The following is a 14,538-nucleotide window of genomic DNA, read 5'->3' on the forward strand; positions in this document are numbered from 1 at the left end:
CCCTCTCCTAAACGGGCTTAATTATTTTGATCGTGGAGCAACTGTAGATAATTCGGTTCGTTACCTCCGTTACTACATCCGTCTCTCACTTCCCGACGGCCGAGCGGCGTTTTCGGATCAGGAGTCTGTACCAGCAACAGACTCTGGGGTCGAATGCGCGTACACGCTCGCCACACCGGTGAACGCGGTCCTGGAAGCCGCCATCATCGCCTGAAGAACGGCGCTTCAACGAGATCGATTCCCCTTTTCGGTCGATTTCCAGCCACCAGTTTCCGACGCACTCACCGCTGTTTTCCGAGGAGCAGTTACCGTTTCATTCCCACACCTCCCTCACAGCCTTAGGGAAAACGGCGTCCGAAGCGTGAAACCCCGATAACCGCCCCGAGCCCGAATTCGAGTTTCTCGACGCGGCAGACGGATCGTTTTTTACGGTGAACGACGAGCGGTCACCCATGTCCACGGGAGATCCGTCGACGGCCGAGATCGACACGACACTGTTCATCACGGTTTCCGGTCCGCCGGGCTGCGGGGCGACGACGCTCTGTAAACGCCTCGCCGATGCAATGGGCTGTCCGTACGTCTCCGGCGGCGACATCTTCCGCGAACTCGCCGAGGATCGGGAGCTGAACCTCAACCAGCTCACGGCGAAGGCGGAGGCGTCCGACGAGATCGACCGGGCGCTCGATCAACGGCTGCAGTCCATCGCCGAGAAGTGGGGGATGGCGAACAAGCCGTTCATCCTCGAGTCTCGTCTCGCGGGCTGGCTCGCCGGCGAACGCGCCGACCTTCGGATCTGGCTCGACGCGCCCGAAGACGTCCGCCTCGAGCGAATCGAGGATCGTATCGAGACCGAGGCCGAGATGCGGGTCCGCGAAGTCAGCGAGGCGGGACGGTACCACTCCTACTACGAGATCGATATCGACGACCGCGAGTTCTACGATCTCCACATCAACACCGCCCGCTGGAGCAAGCAGGGGGTGTTCGAACTCGTCCGCACCGCACTCGAGGAGTACGATCCCGACATCGACGAGGGGGCGTTCTCGACGCCGACCGTGAATCTCTAGTTGATTTTCCGTCCGACCGTATTTCGTAGCGTGGCTTCTCGAGCGAATCGTGCTCGAACGCGAGAGGCGGTAGCGGCGACTCGGGGTGGTTCCGCTCCGCTGCGGCGGTCGTCCGACGGCGGTAGTTCTTTCTCGCTACCTGTCCACACACCGCACGAATGACGTACTTCGTTACGATCGACGCCGAGACGTACGAGGGGGCCCGCGAGACGTCCACGTGGGACGTTCCGGAAGGGTTCAACGCGGCCGCGGATCTGGTGGGCAAACACGACGACGGGGGACGCGTCGCGCTCTACCAGACCGCGTCCGACGGCGGCGACGAGGCGTACACCTTCGACGACCTCGACGCGCGGTCGAACGCGGTCGCGAACGCCCTCGAGTCGCGCGGACTCGAGTACGGCGACCGCGTGGCCGTCGTCGTCCCACAGAAGCCCGCGAACGCCCTCTCGCACCTCGCGTGCTGGAAGCTTGGTGCCGTCTCGCTACCGCTGTCGGTGCTGTTCGGCACGGACGCGCTGCGCTACCGGCTGACCGACAGCGAGGCCCGGATCGCGGTCGTCGACGCGTCGCAGTGGGAGACGATTCGCGAGGTCGCGCCCGACTGCCCGGCGCTCGAGCACGTGTTGGTCGTCGACGGCGATCCGGACGCGGAGCAGGCTGGCAACGCGACGGTCTCGAGCTTTTCGGGGATCGACTGGAACGAGTCCGCCTACGAGGTCGCCGAAACCGATGTCGACACGCCCGCGATCATCATGTACACGAGCGGGAGCACCGGCGAGCCGAAGGGGGTGCTCCACACGCACGGCGTCTGGCTCGGGCACTGCCCGGCCTTTTTCATGTATTTCGAACACGACATCGGCGACGACGCCGTCTACTGGACGCCCGCCGACTGGGCCTGGATCGGCGCGCTCGGCGATCTCGTCTTCCCGGCCTGGCACTACGGACAACCGGTCGTCGGCTACCCGATGGGCTCGTTCGACCCCGAGGCCGCGTTCGAACTCATGGCGGAGTACGACGTCACCGGGACCTTCCTGCCGCCGACGGCGATCCGGATGCTGATGGACGTCGACGACCCGACCGAACGGTACGATCTCTCGATCCGCGCGATCTGTTCGGGCGGAGAGCCGCTGACGCCCGAAATTCTCGAGTGGGCCGACGAGGCGCTCGCGGGAACGGTCGTCAACGAACTGTACGGCCAGACGGAGGCCAACCTGCTGGTGACCAACTGTCGAGAGTGGTTCCCGGCGAAGGCGGGGAGTATGGGCAAACCGGTCCCGGGTCACGACGTCAGGGTACTCGATCCCGAGACGGGCGATCCGATCGAAACCGGCGCAATCGGCGAGATCGCGGTCCGTCGCGGCGACGACCCCGTGATCTTCGAGGAGTACTGGAACGCGCCGGAGAAGACCGAGCGCGTCACGCTCGAGGACGGGCCGGACGGCGGCGTCTGGCACCTGACCGGCGACCTCGCCGAGCGGGACGGCGACGGCTTCCTCTGGTTCAAGTCGCGCGACGACGACCTCATCATCACGAGCGGCTACCGCGTCGGGCCGCGAGAGGTCGAGGAGGTGATCCTCGAGCACCCGGCGGTCGCGCAGGTCGGCGTCGTCGGCGTCCCGGACGAGCGACGCGGCGAAATCATCAAGGCCGTCGTCCAGCCCGCCGAAAACGCATCGACGGGCGACACGCTGCGCGAGGAGATCCGCGACCTCGTCCGGGATCGACTCGCCGAGTACGAGTACCCGCGCGAGATCGAGTTCCGCGACGAACTGCCGCAGACGACGACGGGAAAGATTCGCCGAACCGCGCTCAAAGAGACGTGACGGGTGGTGCGCGGATCGACGGTGTGTAGATCGATTGCGTACGAGCGACTCGAATTCGGTCTCGAGGTGCCGCGCTCACTCGTTCGGCGAGTAGTTCGGCGCCTCGTCGGTGATGACGACGTCGTGGGCGTGGCTCTCGGCCTGGCCGGCCGAGGAGACGCGGACGAACTCCGAGCGTTCCTTGAACTCGGGGACCGTTCCTGCACCGACGTAGCCCATTCCGGACTGCATGCCGCCCGCGAGCTGGTGAAGTTCGGACTTGAGCGTGCCCTTGTACGGCGTCGCGGCCTCGACGCCCTCGGGGACGTACTCGTCGTCGTCCTCGGGGTCTTCCTTCAGGTAGCGGTCGGCGTCGCCGGACTTCATCGCGCCGACGGAACCCATGCCGCGGTACTGCTTGTACTTCTTGCCGTTCATCGTCACGACGCGGCCGGGGGCCTCGTCGGTGCCGGCGAAGTACGAGCCGAGCATGACCGCGTCGGCGCCCGCGGCGATCGACTTGATCGCGTCGCCGGAGTAGCGGATGCCGCCGTCGGCGATTACCGGCACGTCGTGTTCGCTCGCGACGTCGGCGACCTGCGCGACGGCCGTAATCTGAGGCATGCCGGCGCCGGAGACGACGCGGGTCGTACAGATCGATCCCGGACCGATGCCGACCTTGATGCCGTCGGCGAAGTCGACGAGCTCCTCGGCCGCCTCGCGGGTACCGACGTTGCCCACGACGATGTCGGCCTCGACGGACTCCTTGATCTCGCGGGCGCCCTCGATAACGTTCATGTTGTGCGCGTGGGCGGTGTCGATGAACAGCACGTCGGCACCGGCCTCGTCGGCGGCGGCCGCGCGCTCGCTCTCGAACGGGCTGACGGCGACGCCACAGCGGAGTCGACCGTCCTCGTCGCGGACGGCTTCCTTGTACTCGCGGCGCTGGAGGATGCCCTGCATTGTCACCAGGCCGACGAGGAGGTTCTCGTCGTCGACGACGGGGACGCGCTCGATCTTGTGGTCGTACATCAGCTCGAACGCCTCGCGCGGGTCGATGTCCTCGGGTGCCGTGATGACCTCGTCGGTCATCGCTTCGGTGACGAGGTCGTCCTCGTTGACCTCGAGGTGGGGCCGGATGTCGGTACTCGAGATGATGCCCAGGACTTCGCCGTTCGTGTTGACGACGGGGGCGCCGCCGACGCCCTCGCGGGCCATTCGCTCGTCGACCTCGCGAACCGTCATCTCGGGGTCGGCGGTGACGACCGAGTCGAGGGGGATGATGAGCTCGTCGGCGCTCTTGACGCGCTCGATCTCCTCGACCATCTCGTCGACGTTCATGTTCCGGTGGATGACGCCGAGTCCGCCGTGGCGGGCCATCGCGGTCGCCATGCCGCTCTCCGTGACGGTGTCCATCGCGGCCGAGAGGATCGGGACCGACACCTCGACAGATTTCGAGACGCGCGAGGTGAGGTCGGCGTCGTCCGGTTCGACGCGACTCTCCTTCGGTCGAAGGAGGACGTCGTCGAACGTCAGCGCTTCCGGTACCTGCAGCTTCGAAGAATACGGCTCGTGCTCGGGAGTATCGTTCGCCATGTAAACTGTCCGAAACCGCCGGCAAAAAGTATTGCGAGACGGAATTCGGGTGTGAACGACTGACGATGGGCTCCCTCCTCCGGTTTCGGGTGTTCACGTTGTGCGCCCAAATTCGTTCACTTTCGTCAGAATCTGCTCGTCGTTGTCGAAAATACGCCGAGTTGTGTAACCACTTCCCACGCAACGTTTATTGACCGGCCAGTGCTCAACTCGTGTATGCACGCTGTGAGTTCCAGCGAATCCCGAACCGTTGGTCAGACGAGCTTCGACTCCGTCGCCACCAAAATTTTCGGGAACTTTACATTTAAACTCACAGCACGAGGCCCCGACCGGATGCGCTGGCTGCTCGAGTCAGCACGGCATTCGTCGTCACAACACCCCTCGGCCTCGGGTCACGGCCATCGACCCTGAGCGATGAGTACGTCACAGCACCCGATCGCCCTTCGCCTCGAGAACCTCGTCGGCGGCGATACGCGACTGTTAGCGCTGGTGATGATGCTCCCGCTGGTCGACGGCATCTTCCCGGCGCTGATCCTCACCGGTGCGTTAGACGATCCGTGGGGCGCCGTCCAGGTCGGCCTGCTGATCTTCGGCGGGAGTGCAACCGTCGCAGTAATCCTCGCCGAGATGAGCGGGACGCCCCGCGAACAGGTGAAGGTCGTCCTGCTCGTCGGCATCCCGCTGATTCTGCTTGCCGCCCTGCAGGCGGCACTGGCGCCCGCGATCGGCAGCGTCCTCAACACCGAAATCTTCGAGCGCTTCGCGGCGGTCGTGATCCTCGCCATCGCGGCCAAGACCGCGAGTGCGACGATCGGCGAGTATCTGCCGAGCCCCGCCGTTATCGTCGGACTCGGACTGGTCGCGAGTCTGGATCCGGCGGGCGCCTCGTTCGCCGTGATGGATAATCCCGCACTCGTCGCGAACGCGACGCTGGCGGCGGTCGTCGGGGTCGCGTTCGCGCTCTGTGTCGCCCTCAGCGGGTCCTACCTGCGGGAGTACATGGACATCGACCGGTTCCGCTTCGGTAGCGCCGTCGCGCTCGGCCTGCTGCCGCTGTCGCTGCTGGGGATGGCCTTCGGACAGGCGCCGCTCGCGGCGCTCGTCGTCGCCGCCGTCTTCGCGCTCGACATCCCGCTCGAGCGCGGCGACGACGAGTCCGCATCGAAGACCACCGCGTCGGAGACGATCGACGAACTGCCCTCGAGCGTCACCTCCCCGCCGGCGTCGGTGACGTCTGACACCGCACCGGCAGTCGGCACCGGCCCGCTGTTCGACGGGCGCGACTCGAGTTCGAGCACGTCCACCGACGGCGGCCGCGAGACGGTGCCCGACTCGGACTCCGTCCCGTCGGCGGACGCCAGTAGGACTACCGACGAGTCGGACGACGACTCTGGTCGGGGCGACTCGAGCGAGACCGAAGAACGAGCCCCCTGGCTGTAACCCGAATCGAAACCACTTTACGGCGTATCCCCCAACGTGTTCTCGAGGGGTCGTGGCCAAGCCAGGGATGGCGACTGACTCCAGAGGCAACGCGCCCGGGACGACACTCCAGACTGATATACTGATCGGACACCTGATCAGTGTCCGTGTGATGACCCTCTGGAGTTCCGAGGCGCACCGGAGATATCAGTCGATCGGGGGTTCAAATCCCTCCGACCCCATTTCTGCTGCGAGCAAATCCGCGAGCAGCAGCAATTGAACGAGGAGGATTTGAGTCCAGAGGACGGGCGAAGCGAAATCCTCGTGGTTCGAATCCCCCCGACCCTATCTGAAATAAAAAACCAAGAGAGGCTTTTCTCGCGTTCTCGATACATTCTGAACAGGGGGTGGTCCGCGTGACGGTCGCCCCTAGATCGTCGATCGACAATTCGACGTGTCGCAACTGCGGCGCCCACGTTTCTGAGCGGTTCCGTCGCGTCTACGGCGACAACGGCGACCACGCCCACCGTTGCGGCGAATGCGATACGTACGCCCGGCTGACTCGCGGTTCGGCTGCTGGCATCGACGTCCCGATCCCGGATCCAGAGACGTCGCCCGGCCGTCACGGAGGTGAGGCCGATGTCTGAACGCCTCGAGTGGCCGCCGGAGTTCGACCGAACGCTGTCGAGTGAGCGAACTCGGAATAAGAACTTCGACGTCTCGCTGTCGAAGGCGTTCGACGATCTCGAGGCGGAGCTGTCGCGACTCGACGTCGACGACTTCCGCTACTCGTTCGACGCTCAACAGCGCAAGAGCGATCAGCGTCCATACACTCGTGCGAACCCCGACGATCCAGGTTTCGTGCTCCGCTGGAGCATGGACGGCGAGCAGTACGCGGTGGCCTGCGACCGGTTCTCGCGACTCCGCGACAACGTGCGAACATTCGGACGGTACGTCCGCGAGAAGCGCAAGACGGAGCAGCGGCCGGTCGTCACCGGCGAGCCGGAGTTCGCGAACGCGCGACTACCACCGGCAGACGAGGAACCGATCGCTGCGGAGGTGCCGCCACACGAGATTCTAGACGTCGCTCCGGACGCGAACGAGTTCGAAATCCGGCGGGCGTTCCGCGAAAAGATCAAAGACGCCCATCCTGATACTGGTGGCAGCACAGCGGAGTTCCGGCGAATCAAGGGCGCGAAAGAGGCGATGACGGCCGACGGACCGGGAGGTGGCCGATGACGGAGTTCGTCCCGGCGAGTCGGCTGTATCACGTCGCGAGTCGGACGCCCGTAGCCCACCCTGCGGAGCAGGCGACCGACGAGCAGGTTCGGCGCGCGCTCGAGCGCCACGAATTTGCACAGCCCGAGAACGCGACGCGAAATGGAGGGTGTCGGCGATGAGCTCGCGCGCATCGCCCTTCGAACGTTCGAATGCGAGCGGTGATCCGTTCGAGGATCGTGGGGTGGTCGGCGTAAAAATCGAGACCGCAGTAGCGAGGGCTGATCACGAGTTCTCGAAGGTGTTTGATTCGGAACGCCCGTCCTCAACTACCGCCAACTCGGCATCACCGCAACATCCGGCGGGACTTCCGATAGGGCGTATTTCCCCGTTCTGGTGTTCGACGGCAGCGTATGCGGAACCACACGACTCACAGACTGCCGCTACTTTGCGGGACTCTTCGTTTCCGTTCATTAGCACCGTCAGGCAGTCGACGGATATAGCGTTCTCGTACGGCGGTTTGATATGAATCGAGGGTATCGGCCCTCGAAAGTCCGAAGGCGAGCGGCGACGCCCTCGAGGCCGAGATCGTCCAGACCATCGGCGCACTCGAGTACGTCGGTGACCGGACGGCGACCTGGCACGACGCGCGGACGTCGACTGTCCTCGAGCCGAGTGAGTCGCTGCCGTTCTTCGGGATCGTCCTCGTCGAGTCGGACGTCCCTGTTGAGATCAAGGGCTGTCAAATTCGAACGGGCAACGGGAGCGGATCGACTCGCGGCCGGTTCTACGTGAAGCGGGCGGCGCACGACCGGCTGCTCGAGGCGGGCGGGATGTACCTTCTCGCAGTGTACCTTCCGCGGCCAGGGTTGCCCCAGGTCGCCCGCGCGATCGTGCCGGCGAGCCTGTTCGACGAACTGCTTCGCGGTCGGTGGTACGACGTCGGCGGGTCGCGCTCGGAATCCGGGGTCGCGAAGCTCGCCTGGTCGCACGTGATCGAGCCCGAGTTCGTCGATCCGGAGGCACCCGTGGGTGGTCGGCTGTGAGTTCCGATACCGACCTCGCGATCAGAGACGGTCGGGATCAGATCCGTGATATCGCCGGGAACTGGGCGCGAGCCGACCGGATTCGAAACTGTCGGTTCTGTCGACGCAATTTGCGTGGGCTGTGGGCGGATCCGAGTCAAACGCGCGACGCTCGAGGAACTCGACCAGGAGCCGACCGTCGATCCGACGACGCTCGAGGCGACGGACCTCACGTCGTTCAAACACGTCTGCCACCCGTGCGAGGGTGCGACGTGGTGGAACCCGGTAGCGGTCCTCTCGGGACTGCTCGAGAACGGAGGTGAGTCGGCGTGAGCGACAATACCTGTACGAACGGTACTGAGCGACTGGTTCAGTACCCTGCTACCATCTGGGAAGGATTCTCCCGTATTCAAGCGGTTACATGTACTCCCCGGGCCGTTCTTCGAACTCGTCCCGATGATCGGTGGAGCAGAAGTGGATATTCTTCCCTTGATAGAGAGTTACGATCTGTTCTTCCTCGCTCTCGTAGAGTTCCTCACCACAAACGGGGCACTTTTCCATGTGGATTCTCCTCACGGAAGAGACAGGCAACGCGGCAAGGAGTGCTTTCCCTGCAATTACAAGGATACAGTGTCAACCGGTCGCTACACACGGGCACTGACCGCGAGCGGGGTGAGTAGCCGTGCTGGGCCCCATGGTGACCTGCACGGCCGGCACGAGCGCCCCGAGCTCGTTCAGCAGCACCGCGAGGAGCACGACGACTGTCTCGACGTCGGTCCACTCCTCCGGCGTACTCTCGTTCGTGAGCCACGCCGTGATCAGCACCTCGATCGAGATCAGGAACGCGTCCGTGATCTCCGTCCCGTGGGCCGCGTAGAGTGCATCGGTGAGCGCGACGTTCAGCGGTGCCGAGAACTCGAGCGTCCCGACCGCGCCGATCGAGAACGACGCGATCACGAACAACGGCGCGAGCAGGTTGTCTGTAAGATCGATTCCGTCTTCCCGACGTACCGCGGCGGGAACCATGTTCTGCGGTAGGCTGAGTGCCATACGCTCGGCCGTCGCCCCCGTCTGACGAAAAAGTCAGCAAAACCATGATTCAACAAATTTCATACCAAGGAGGGTTGCCGCCCGGTACATGGCATTGAACAAACTCCGGAAGCTCGACAAGAACTCGGCTGGCGTTACGCTACCGAAAGATGATCTCCGAGTTGAGGTACTGCTCGACGAAAACGGCGAGATCGACGGCGATCACCACGTCCACATTCAGCACGTCGACGACGGTGAATGGACGCTCGAACTTGTTGAGGAAATCAATGTATGAGTAATAGGAGTAGGTCGTTATGTAAGAGACGTAATTGAAAATCTGGATAAATACAATTTGAGATAAGAAGATGCTCTATATTGAGTTAGTTGTAGGCGTCATAGCCACCGAATTCGAACTCTTCAGAGGCGACAACGGTTTCAGTGTCATCATTAGTAACTGCGATCACAGTCAGGGTACCTTGTTGGTGGTCACCAGGATCAATCGCGCTAAAGTCCCAGTCATTATTGTCTCCATTTCCATCGCCATTACTATCGAATCCGTTTTCGGTGTTAGTGTCGTCTAATTCCCATGTGAAGGTAACAACATCTCCAGACTCAGTGAGAGTTGCGCTGCCGGTGTAATCACCGCCCAACTCAATTTCCTCCGCATTGCCCATTGACGTCACTGAAACCTGAACCTGTTGAGTGTTCGAATTATTTTCGACTTCAATTGTTGCTCCTGCCTGTGCTTCGCCCTCAATACTATCACCCATATCGAGAACGAATGCTGCGATCACGGCCGCGAGAATGACCGTTATAGCTACCATCAAGATAACCCCGATGACAGGCGATACTGCGCGTTCCTCGTCGTTGCCGACGAGCTTCCGTACGATCGTTTTCCCATCCATAATTAGAAGTCGTAATCTTCGGATGCGACGGTAGTTTCGGTATCGGAGTCAGTTATGGCAACGACAGTAATTGTACCAGAACCAGACACCTGAACATCTCCACTAGTTTCGCCTATCGAGAGTGTATCTCCGCTACTATCGAAGTTCCCTTCTGCAGTACTATCCACGCTATCTGTGTCACCTCGTACTTCGAAATCTACTGCATTTCCAGACGAGGTGATTTGGATCGTACCTTCCCTGTCGTCATTATCAATGTCGATTGACACTCCTGCCTGTGCTTCGCCCTCAATACTATCACCCATATCGAGAACGAATGCTGCGATCACGGCTGCGAGAATGACCGTGATGGCTACCATCAAGATAACCCCAATAACTGGCGATACTGCGCGTTCCTCGTCGTTGCCGACGAGCTTCCGTACGATTGCTTTTCCGTCCATAGTTTGATCTGCACCACCACAGCGGCGGAAGGCTTTTTGTGACCACCGTGGTCGGTTCCGGTGACGCGTCCAGTGGGATTGGGGGATCCAACCGATCTGTTCGCGTCGCCTTCCGTTCCGCGTTCTTCGGGTGCTAATTAGGACAGTTAAACCAGTACTAATAAATCTTGTTGACAGTCATGAAATCAAGAAGTATCAATGACATCTAGGGTTTTCAGATGTGAGAATTAGGCGGGTGTAGAACCCCTACAGGCACCCCTTGGACGGTTCATAACTGCCGATAGTAGCCGTTTCATCCGTTCTCGGATAATACACGAACGGTTATAGGATCGCGCTCACACTGGACCGATATGACCACTTCGGACCCCGTGATTCGCGCCGAAGATCTCGCGCGGACCTACGACGGTGGGCGGTACGCGGATTCGTGGGACGCGGTCCGGGGGAGTATTTGAGCCCGGAGGACGAGCGAAGCGAAGTCCTCGTGGTTCACATCCCTCCGATTATCCGAAGTAAAGATCCAGGAGAGTCTTTTCTCGAGTCCTCGAGCTATTCTGACCGAGGGCTATCGACGAGCAGGATCGGCGTGTGCTCGAGATTCGAGGTGAGCGACACCGCCGCAGGCGGCACCGATCACTGGTCGGCGACCCAGCTTTCGTCACCCCTGGTACAGTCGACTCTCACTTCACCTCCCGATTCGAGGAGGGTGCTCAGCACCTCCGTCTCGCGGGTAGGGCAGGTAGTGCTTTTCACAGCTAGTTGTTCCCTCTTTGAACGTCAAGAGGTACCGCACTACACAAGTGGGATGTGAGGACACGGGTTACAACTGATGAGTGTCGTGAGTGTCGCACTCGCACTGGAAGTCCCGCAGCGAACTCCGCGCGCTCGTCGAGAGTGCCGAGTACGCACTCGAGAGCGATGCCGATCGAGAGACCGCAGTCGGACTCCGGAAAAGTCACGCAAACCGCCCGCTCTGTAACGACTCGAGTCCCACACAACCGACCGCGGAACTCACACGGCGTCGCCGAACTCCTCCGCTTCCCACTCGGAAACGAGTCGCTTGGCTAACTCGCGTGGTTTGTGGTCGTAGACCAGGTGGTGCTCGAGAGTCTCGTCTTCCTCCATCGATTCGTTACAGACGGGACAGTACACCGGCGACTTGGTAGACATACTCGAAGTAGGTTACAGACGGACAAAAGCCCCCCGCCGAAACGAACTTCGAGAGCCCGGTGGGCGGATCGACCGCCGGGCTCGAACCCGACCACGAGGAACGAACCGGGCAGTATCCTGTCGGCTGGAAGCCAGTGCGGTAGATTCGTCGGACGGTCGCGGCGAATCCCACACCCAGTTACGGCCGACGTAGAGCGAGCGTCCGCTACGGCGAGAGAACGGCAATTCGGGCGGCCATGCGTCCGTTACACGCGGAGTGGTAGCAGAGATCTTTTCCATCTGGCAGCCCCAATAACTCCAATGACCCCACCGTCCCATCGGGACGCGGAATCGACGACCGCTGCTCGCCTTCGGCGACAGGAAATCGTCACCGACCTCGCTCAACGGGCCCTCGAGAGCGACGAGTTCGACCAGTTCGTTAACGATGCAGTGACCGCCGCCGTCGACGCGTTGAACGCGGAGTACGCGAGCCTCCTCGAGTTGCATCCCGCGGACGACGAGGCGGTTCTCAGAGCGGGCATCGGCTGGGACGACGATGCGGGCGAGACCGGGACGGTTCCGATCGGGCAGGGATCTCGAGTCGACGACGCGCTCCGTTCGGACGGACCGATCGTCGTCGGGGATCGCGAGTCGGACGAGATCGGTTCGGAGTCGGCGCTGCTCGCGACCCACGACGTGACGAGCGGGGTCCGTGTCGTCGTCGGCTCCGACGACGAGCCGTGGGGTGTCCTCGAGACCTACACGAGCGAGCGGCGAGCGTACGACGACCACGAGGTCGAGTTCCTCCGGCAGGTCGCGGACGTCATCTCCTCCGCGGCGGAGAACGCGGCCTCGGACCGTGATACCCGGACGTATCAGGCGGATCGGACCGCCTGGGAACCGCCACGGGAACGGATCGTCAGCGCGCTCGAGACCGCCAGCGAGGGGATCAGTCTCCTCGACGAGGACGGCGAGTTCGTCTACGTGAACGACGCCTACGCCGACCTCTACCGGTACGAACCCCAGGAGATGTACGGGATGCGCTGGGAGGCGCTCTATCCCGAGGGGATGACCGACGAGATCTACGAGGACGTCCTCCCGCTGCTCTCGACCGCGGACACCTGGTCCGGAGAGACGGTCGGGCTTCGCAGCGACGGCACGCAGTTTATCGAGGACCACTCCCTCTCGATGACGGACGACGGCAACATGGTCTGTGTCGTCCGGGACGTCACCAAACAGCGACGGCTCGAGGAGGAACTCGACGAGGTGTACAGCCGTATCACGGACGGCTTCATCGGTCTCGATCCTGAGTGGACGTTCACTCACGTCAACGACCGCGCCGCCGAACACATCGGCGCCGACGGTCGGGAACTGGTCGGAAAATCGCTCTGGGAGGTGTTTCCCGACTCCAGGTCGACGCTGGAATCGAAGTTCCGAACGGCGATGGCGACCCAGGAACCGGAGTCGTTCGAGGAGTACGTTCCGTCGCTCGACGCGTGGTTCGAGGTGAACGTGTACCCCTCCGAAACCGGTCTGTCGGTCTACTTCCGGGACGTGACCGAGCAGAAGACGTTCGAACGAGAGCTTCGGGAGAACAACTGGACGCTCCAGCGACTCTACGAGATCACGGCCGACCCGAACCAGGAGTTCGGCGAGAAGGTCGACCTCCTGCTCGAACTCGGCCGCGAGCGGCTCGGTCTCGACGTCGGTTTCGTCGCCAGTATCGACGCCGAGAGGGATCAGTTCGAGGTCGATTACGCGATCGGCGAGGACGAGCGGCTGCAGCCGGGAACGACGACCTCGCTCTCCGAGACGTACTGTCGACGGACGATCGAGTCGGACGAGCTGCTGGCCCTGGAAGACGTCCCGTCCCAGGGCGGGGTGGACGACCGCGCCTACGAACGGTGGGATTTCGACGCCTACGTCGGGTCCAGAATCGACCTCGACGAGGACCAGTACAAGACGATCTGCTTCGCCGACAACTCGAGCCGGTCGACGCCGTTTACGCCCGCGGAACGGAGCTTCGTCGAACTCGCCACCCAGTGGCTCAGCTACGAACTCGAGCGCCAGCAGTACCAGAGCGAACTCGAGGAACTCGTCGCGGAACTCGAGGAGTCGAACGAACGGCTGGAACACTTCGCGTACGCGGCTTCGCACGATCTCCAGGAGCCGCTGCGCATGGTGACGAGCTACCTCTCGCTGATCGAGAGCCGGTACGACGACGAACTCGACGAGGACGGCGAGGAGTTCCTCGAGTTCGCCGTCGACGGCGCCGATCGGATGCGCGAGATGATCGACGGACTGCTCGAGTACTCCCGAGTCGACACGCGCGGCGATCCGTTCGCGCCGGTCGACCTCGAGGAGGTTCTCTCGGAGGTGCGATCCGATCTCCAGTTGCAACTCGAGGAGACGGACGCCGACGTCACCGTCGCGTCACTGCCGCGCGTCGCCGGGGATGCCGATCAGCTCCGTCAGCTCTTCCAGAACCTGCTCAGTAACGCGATCAAGTACAGCGGGGACGAGCCACCTCGCGTGCACGTCTCGGCCGAGGAATCCGACGAAGGGTGGGCCGTCTCGGTTCGCGACGAGGGGATCGGGATCGAGTCGGACGAGCTCGACGGAATCTTCGAGCTGTTCCAGCGACTGCACACGCACGACGAGGAGTCGGGGACCGGGATCGGTCTCGCGCTCTGCCAGCGCATCGTCGAACGCCACGACGGCGAGATCGAGGTCGACTCCGAACCCGGTGCGGGCTCGACGTTTACGATCACGCTGCCGCCAGCCACGGTGCTCGAGGAATAAGCGTCGGCGAGTGATTGCGGTGCGAAGAGCTAACGGAACGGCGCCGTCTCCACTCGTCGGCGGGTAACGATCCAGCGACGAGTCGGCTCCGTGTT

The 14,538-nt window shown here is 62.6% G+C and carries 16 protein-coding genes and 1 tRNA gene; 11 read left to right on the top strand and 6 right to left on the bottom strand.

Annotated features, from left to right (window positions below; genetic code table 11):
- Nucleotides 1-452: 452 nt before the first annotated feature.
- Together cmk and NED97_RS08430 are read left to right on the top strand one after the other, a co-directional pair.
- Entirely contained in the window at nt 453-1,064 is a 612-nt protein-coding gene (gene cmk / locus NED97_RS08425; RefSeq protein WP_252490257.1) for a (d)CMP kinase, read from the top strand.
- A 158-nt stretch (nt 1,065-1,222) separates the two neighbouring features.
- Nucleotides 1,223-2,887 carry an AMP-binding protein gene (locus tag NED97_RS08430; RefSeq protein ID WP_252490258.1) on the top strand — a complete coding sequence of 555 codons (1,665 nt, stop codon included), beginning with the start codon at nt 1,223-1,225 and terminating at the stop codon, nt 2,885-2,887.
- A gap of 75 nt (nt 2,888-2,962) precedes the next feature.
- On the opposite strand, the gene guaB is transcribed toward NED97_RS08430, so the two are convergent.
- Complete coding sequence (guaB, locus tag NED97_RS08435; protein ID WP_252490259.1) at nt 2,963-4,462, bottom strand: IMP dehydrogenase; 1,500 nt, start codon at nt 4,460-4,462, stop codon at nt 2,963-2,965.
- 414 nt (nt 4,463-4,876) lie between these two features.
- Here guaB and NED97_RS08440 point away from each other — a divergent pair, with 414 nt between their 5' ends.
- The 7 genes from NED97_RS08440 to NED97_RS08470 all read left to right on the top strand — a co-directional run bounded on the left by NED97_RS08440 (nt 4,877) and on the right by NED97_RS08470 (nt 8,457).
- On the top strand, nt 4,877-5,902 hold the full coding sequence (locus tag NED97_RS08440; RefSeq protein ID WP_252490260.1) for a DUF5794 domain-containing protein: 1,026 nt from the start codon (nt 4,877-4,879) through the stop codon (nt 5,900-5,902).
- Between the two features lie 46 nt (nt 5,903-5,948).
- Nucleotides 5,949-6,123, top strand: a tRNA-Trp gene (locus tag NED97_RS08445).
- Between the two features lie 165 nt (nt 6,124-6,288).
- Nucleotides 6,289-6,528 carry a DUF7563 family protein gene (locus NED97_RS08450; protein WP_252490261.1) on the top strand — a complete coding sequence of 80 codons (240 nt, stop codon included), beginning with the start codon at nt 6,289-6,291 and terminating at the stop codon, nt 6,526-6,528.
- Entirely contained in the window at nt 6,521-7,120 is a 600-nt protein-coding gene (locus NED97_RS08455; RefSeq protein ID WP_252490262.1) for a J domain-containing protein, read from the top strand. The genes NED97_RS08450 and NED97_RS08455 overlap by 8 nt, the downstream gene beginning before the upstream one ends.
- Nucleotides 7,117-7,281: a hypothetical protein gene (locus NED97_RS08460; protein ID WP_252490263.1), complete on the top strand. Its 165-nt coding sequence runs from the start codon at nt 7,117-7,119 to the stop codon at nt 7,279-7,281. The genes NED97_RS08455 and NED97_RS08460 overlap by 4 nt, the downstream gene beginning before the upstream one ends.
- Before the next feature lie 405 nt (nt 7,282-7,686).
- Entirely contained in the window at nt 7,687-8,145 is a 459-nt protein-coding gene (locus NED97_RS08465) for a hypothetical protein (protein WP_252490598.1), read from the top strand.
- A gap of 48 nt (nt 8,146-8,193) precedes the next feature.
- Nucleotides 8,194-8,457, top strand: a complete 264-nt coding sequence (locus NED97_RS08470) for a hypothetical protein (protein ID WP_382207616.1) — start codon at nt 8,194-8,196, stop codon at nt 8,455-8,457.
- 84 nt (nt 8,458-8,541) lie between these two features.
- Here the strand turns inward: NED97_RS08470 and NED97_RS08475 are convergent, their stop codons facing one another.
- The gene (locus NED97_RS08475; protein WP_252490264.1) at nt 8,542-8,685 is read right to left on the bottom strand and encodes a TRASH domain-containing protein; all 144 of its coding nucleotides are present in this window, start codon (nt 8,683-8,685) and stop codon (nt 8,542-8,544) included.
- A gap of 72 nt (nt 8,686-8,757) precedes the next feature.
- The gene (locus NED97_RS08480) at nt 8,758-9,174 is read right to left on the bottom strand and encodes a hypothetical protein (RefSeq protein ID WP_252490265.1); all 417 of its coding nucleotides are present in this window, start codon (nt 9,172-9,174) and stop codon (nt 8,758-8,760) included.
- Nucleotides 9,175-9,262: 88 nt separating this feature from the next.
- On the opposite strand from NED97_RS08480, the gene NED97_RS08485 reads away from it, so the two are divergent.
- Nucleotides 9,263-9,448, top strand: coding sequence for a hypothetical protein (locus NED97_RS08485; protein ID WP_252490266.1), 186 nt, complete (start codon nt 9,263-9,265; stop codon nt 9,446-9,448).
- An 85-nt stretch (nt 9,449-9,533) separates the two neighbouring features.
- Here NED97_RS08485 and NED97_RS08490 read toward each other — a convergent pair whose 3' ends face one another.
- The 3 genes from NED97_RS08490 to NED97_RS08500 all read right to left on the bottom strand — a co-directional run bounded on the left by NED97_RS08490 (nt 9,534) and on the right by NED97_RS08500 (nt 11,662).
- Entirely contained in the window at nt 9,534-10,058 is a 525-nt protein-coding gene (locus tag NED97_RS08490) for a type IV pilin (RefSeq protein ID WP_252490267.1), read from the bottom strand.
- A 2-nt stretch (nt 10,059-10,060) separates the two neighbouring features.
- On the bottom strand, nt 10,061-10,495 hold the full coding sequence (locus NED97_RS08495) for a type IV pilin (RefSeq protein ID WP_252490268.1): 435 nt from the start codon (nt 10,493-10,495) through the stop codon (nt 10,061-10,063).
- A 1,008-nt stretch (nt 10,496-11,503) separates the two neighbouring features.
- Nucleotides 11,504-11,662, bottom strand: a complete 159-nt coding sequence (locus tag NED97_RS08500; protein ID WP_252490269.1) for a hypothetical protein — start codon at nt 11,660-11,662, stop codon at nt 11,504-11,506.
- Between the two features lie 300 nt (nt 11,663-11,962).
- Between NED97_RS08500 and NED97_RS08505 the strand changes: the two genes are divergently transcribed.
- The gene (locus NED97_RS08505) at nt 11,963-14,443 is read left to right on the top strand and encodes an ATP-binding protein (RefSeq protein WP_252490270.1); all 2,481 of its coding nucleotides are present in this window, start codon (nt 11,963-11,965) and stop codon (nt 14,441-14,443) included.
- Nucleotides 14,444-14,538: the final 95 nt, after the last annotated feature.

The organism is Natronococcus sp. CG52 (assembly GCF_023913515.1).
In the GTDB taxonomy this organism is placed as follows: domain Archaea; phylum Halobacteriota; class Halobacteria; order Halobacteriales; family Natrialbaceae; genus Natronococcus; species Natronococcus zhouii.

Coding starts and splice junctions, on each gene's coding strand:
- cmk (WP_252490257.1), top strand. CDS start 453: ATGTCCACGGGAGATCCGTCGACGGCCGAGATCGACACGACACTGTTC.
- NED97_RS08430 (WP_252490258.1), top strand. CDS start 1,223: ATGACGTACTTCGTTACGATCGACGCCGAGACGTACGAGGGGGCCCGC.
- guaB (WP_252490259.1), bottom strand. CDS start 4,462: ATGGCGAACGATACTCCCGAGCACGAGCCGTATTCTTCGAAGCTGCAG.
- NED97_RS08440 (WP_252490260.1), top strand. CDS start 4,877: ATGAGTACGTCACAGCACCCGATCGCCCTTCGCCTCGAGAACCTCGTC.
- NED97_RS08455 (WP_252490262.1), top strand. CDS start 6,521: ATGTCTGAACGCCTCGAGTGGCCGCCGGAGTTCGACCGAACGCTGTCG.
- NED97_RS08460 (WP_252490263.1), top strand. CDS start 7,117: ATGACGGAGTTCGTCCCGGCGAGTCGGCTGTATCACGTCGCGAGTCGG.
- NED97_RS08475 (WP_252490264.1), bottom strand. CDS start 8,685: ATGGAAAAGTGCCCCGTTTGTGGTGAGGAACTCTACGAGAGCGAGGAA.
- NED97_RS08480 (WP_252490265.1), bottom strand. CDS start 9,174: ATGGCACTCAGCCTACCGCAGAACATGGTTCCCGCCGCGGTACGTCGG.
- NED97_RS08485 (WP_252490266.1), top strand. CDS start 9,263: ATGGCATTGAACAAACTCCGGAAGCTCGACAAGAACTCGGCTGGCGTT.
- NED97_RS08490 (WP_252490267.1), bottom strand. CDS start 10,058: ATGGATGGGAAAACGATCGTACGGAAGCTCGTCGGCAACGACGAGGAA.
- NED97_RS08495 (WP_252490268.1), bottom strand. CDS start 10,495: ATGGACGGAAAAGCAATCGTACGGAAGCTCGTCGGCAACGACGAGGAA.
- NED97_RS08500 (WP_252490269.1), bottom strand. CDS start 11,662: ATGTCTACCAAGTCGCCGGTGTACTGTCCCGTCTGTAACGAATCGATG.
- NED97_RS08505 (WP_252490270.1), top strand. CDS start 11,963: ATGACCCCACCGTCCCATCGGGACGCGGAATCGACGACCGCTGCTCGC.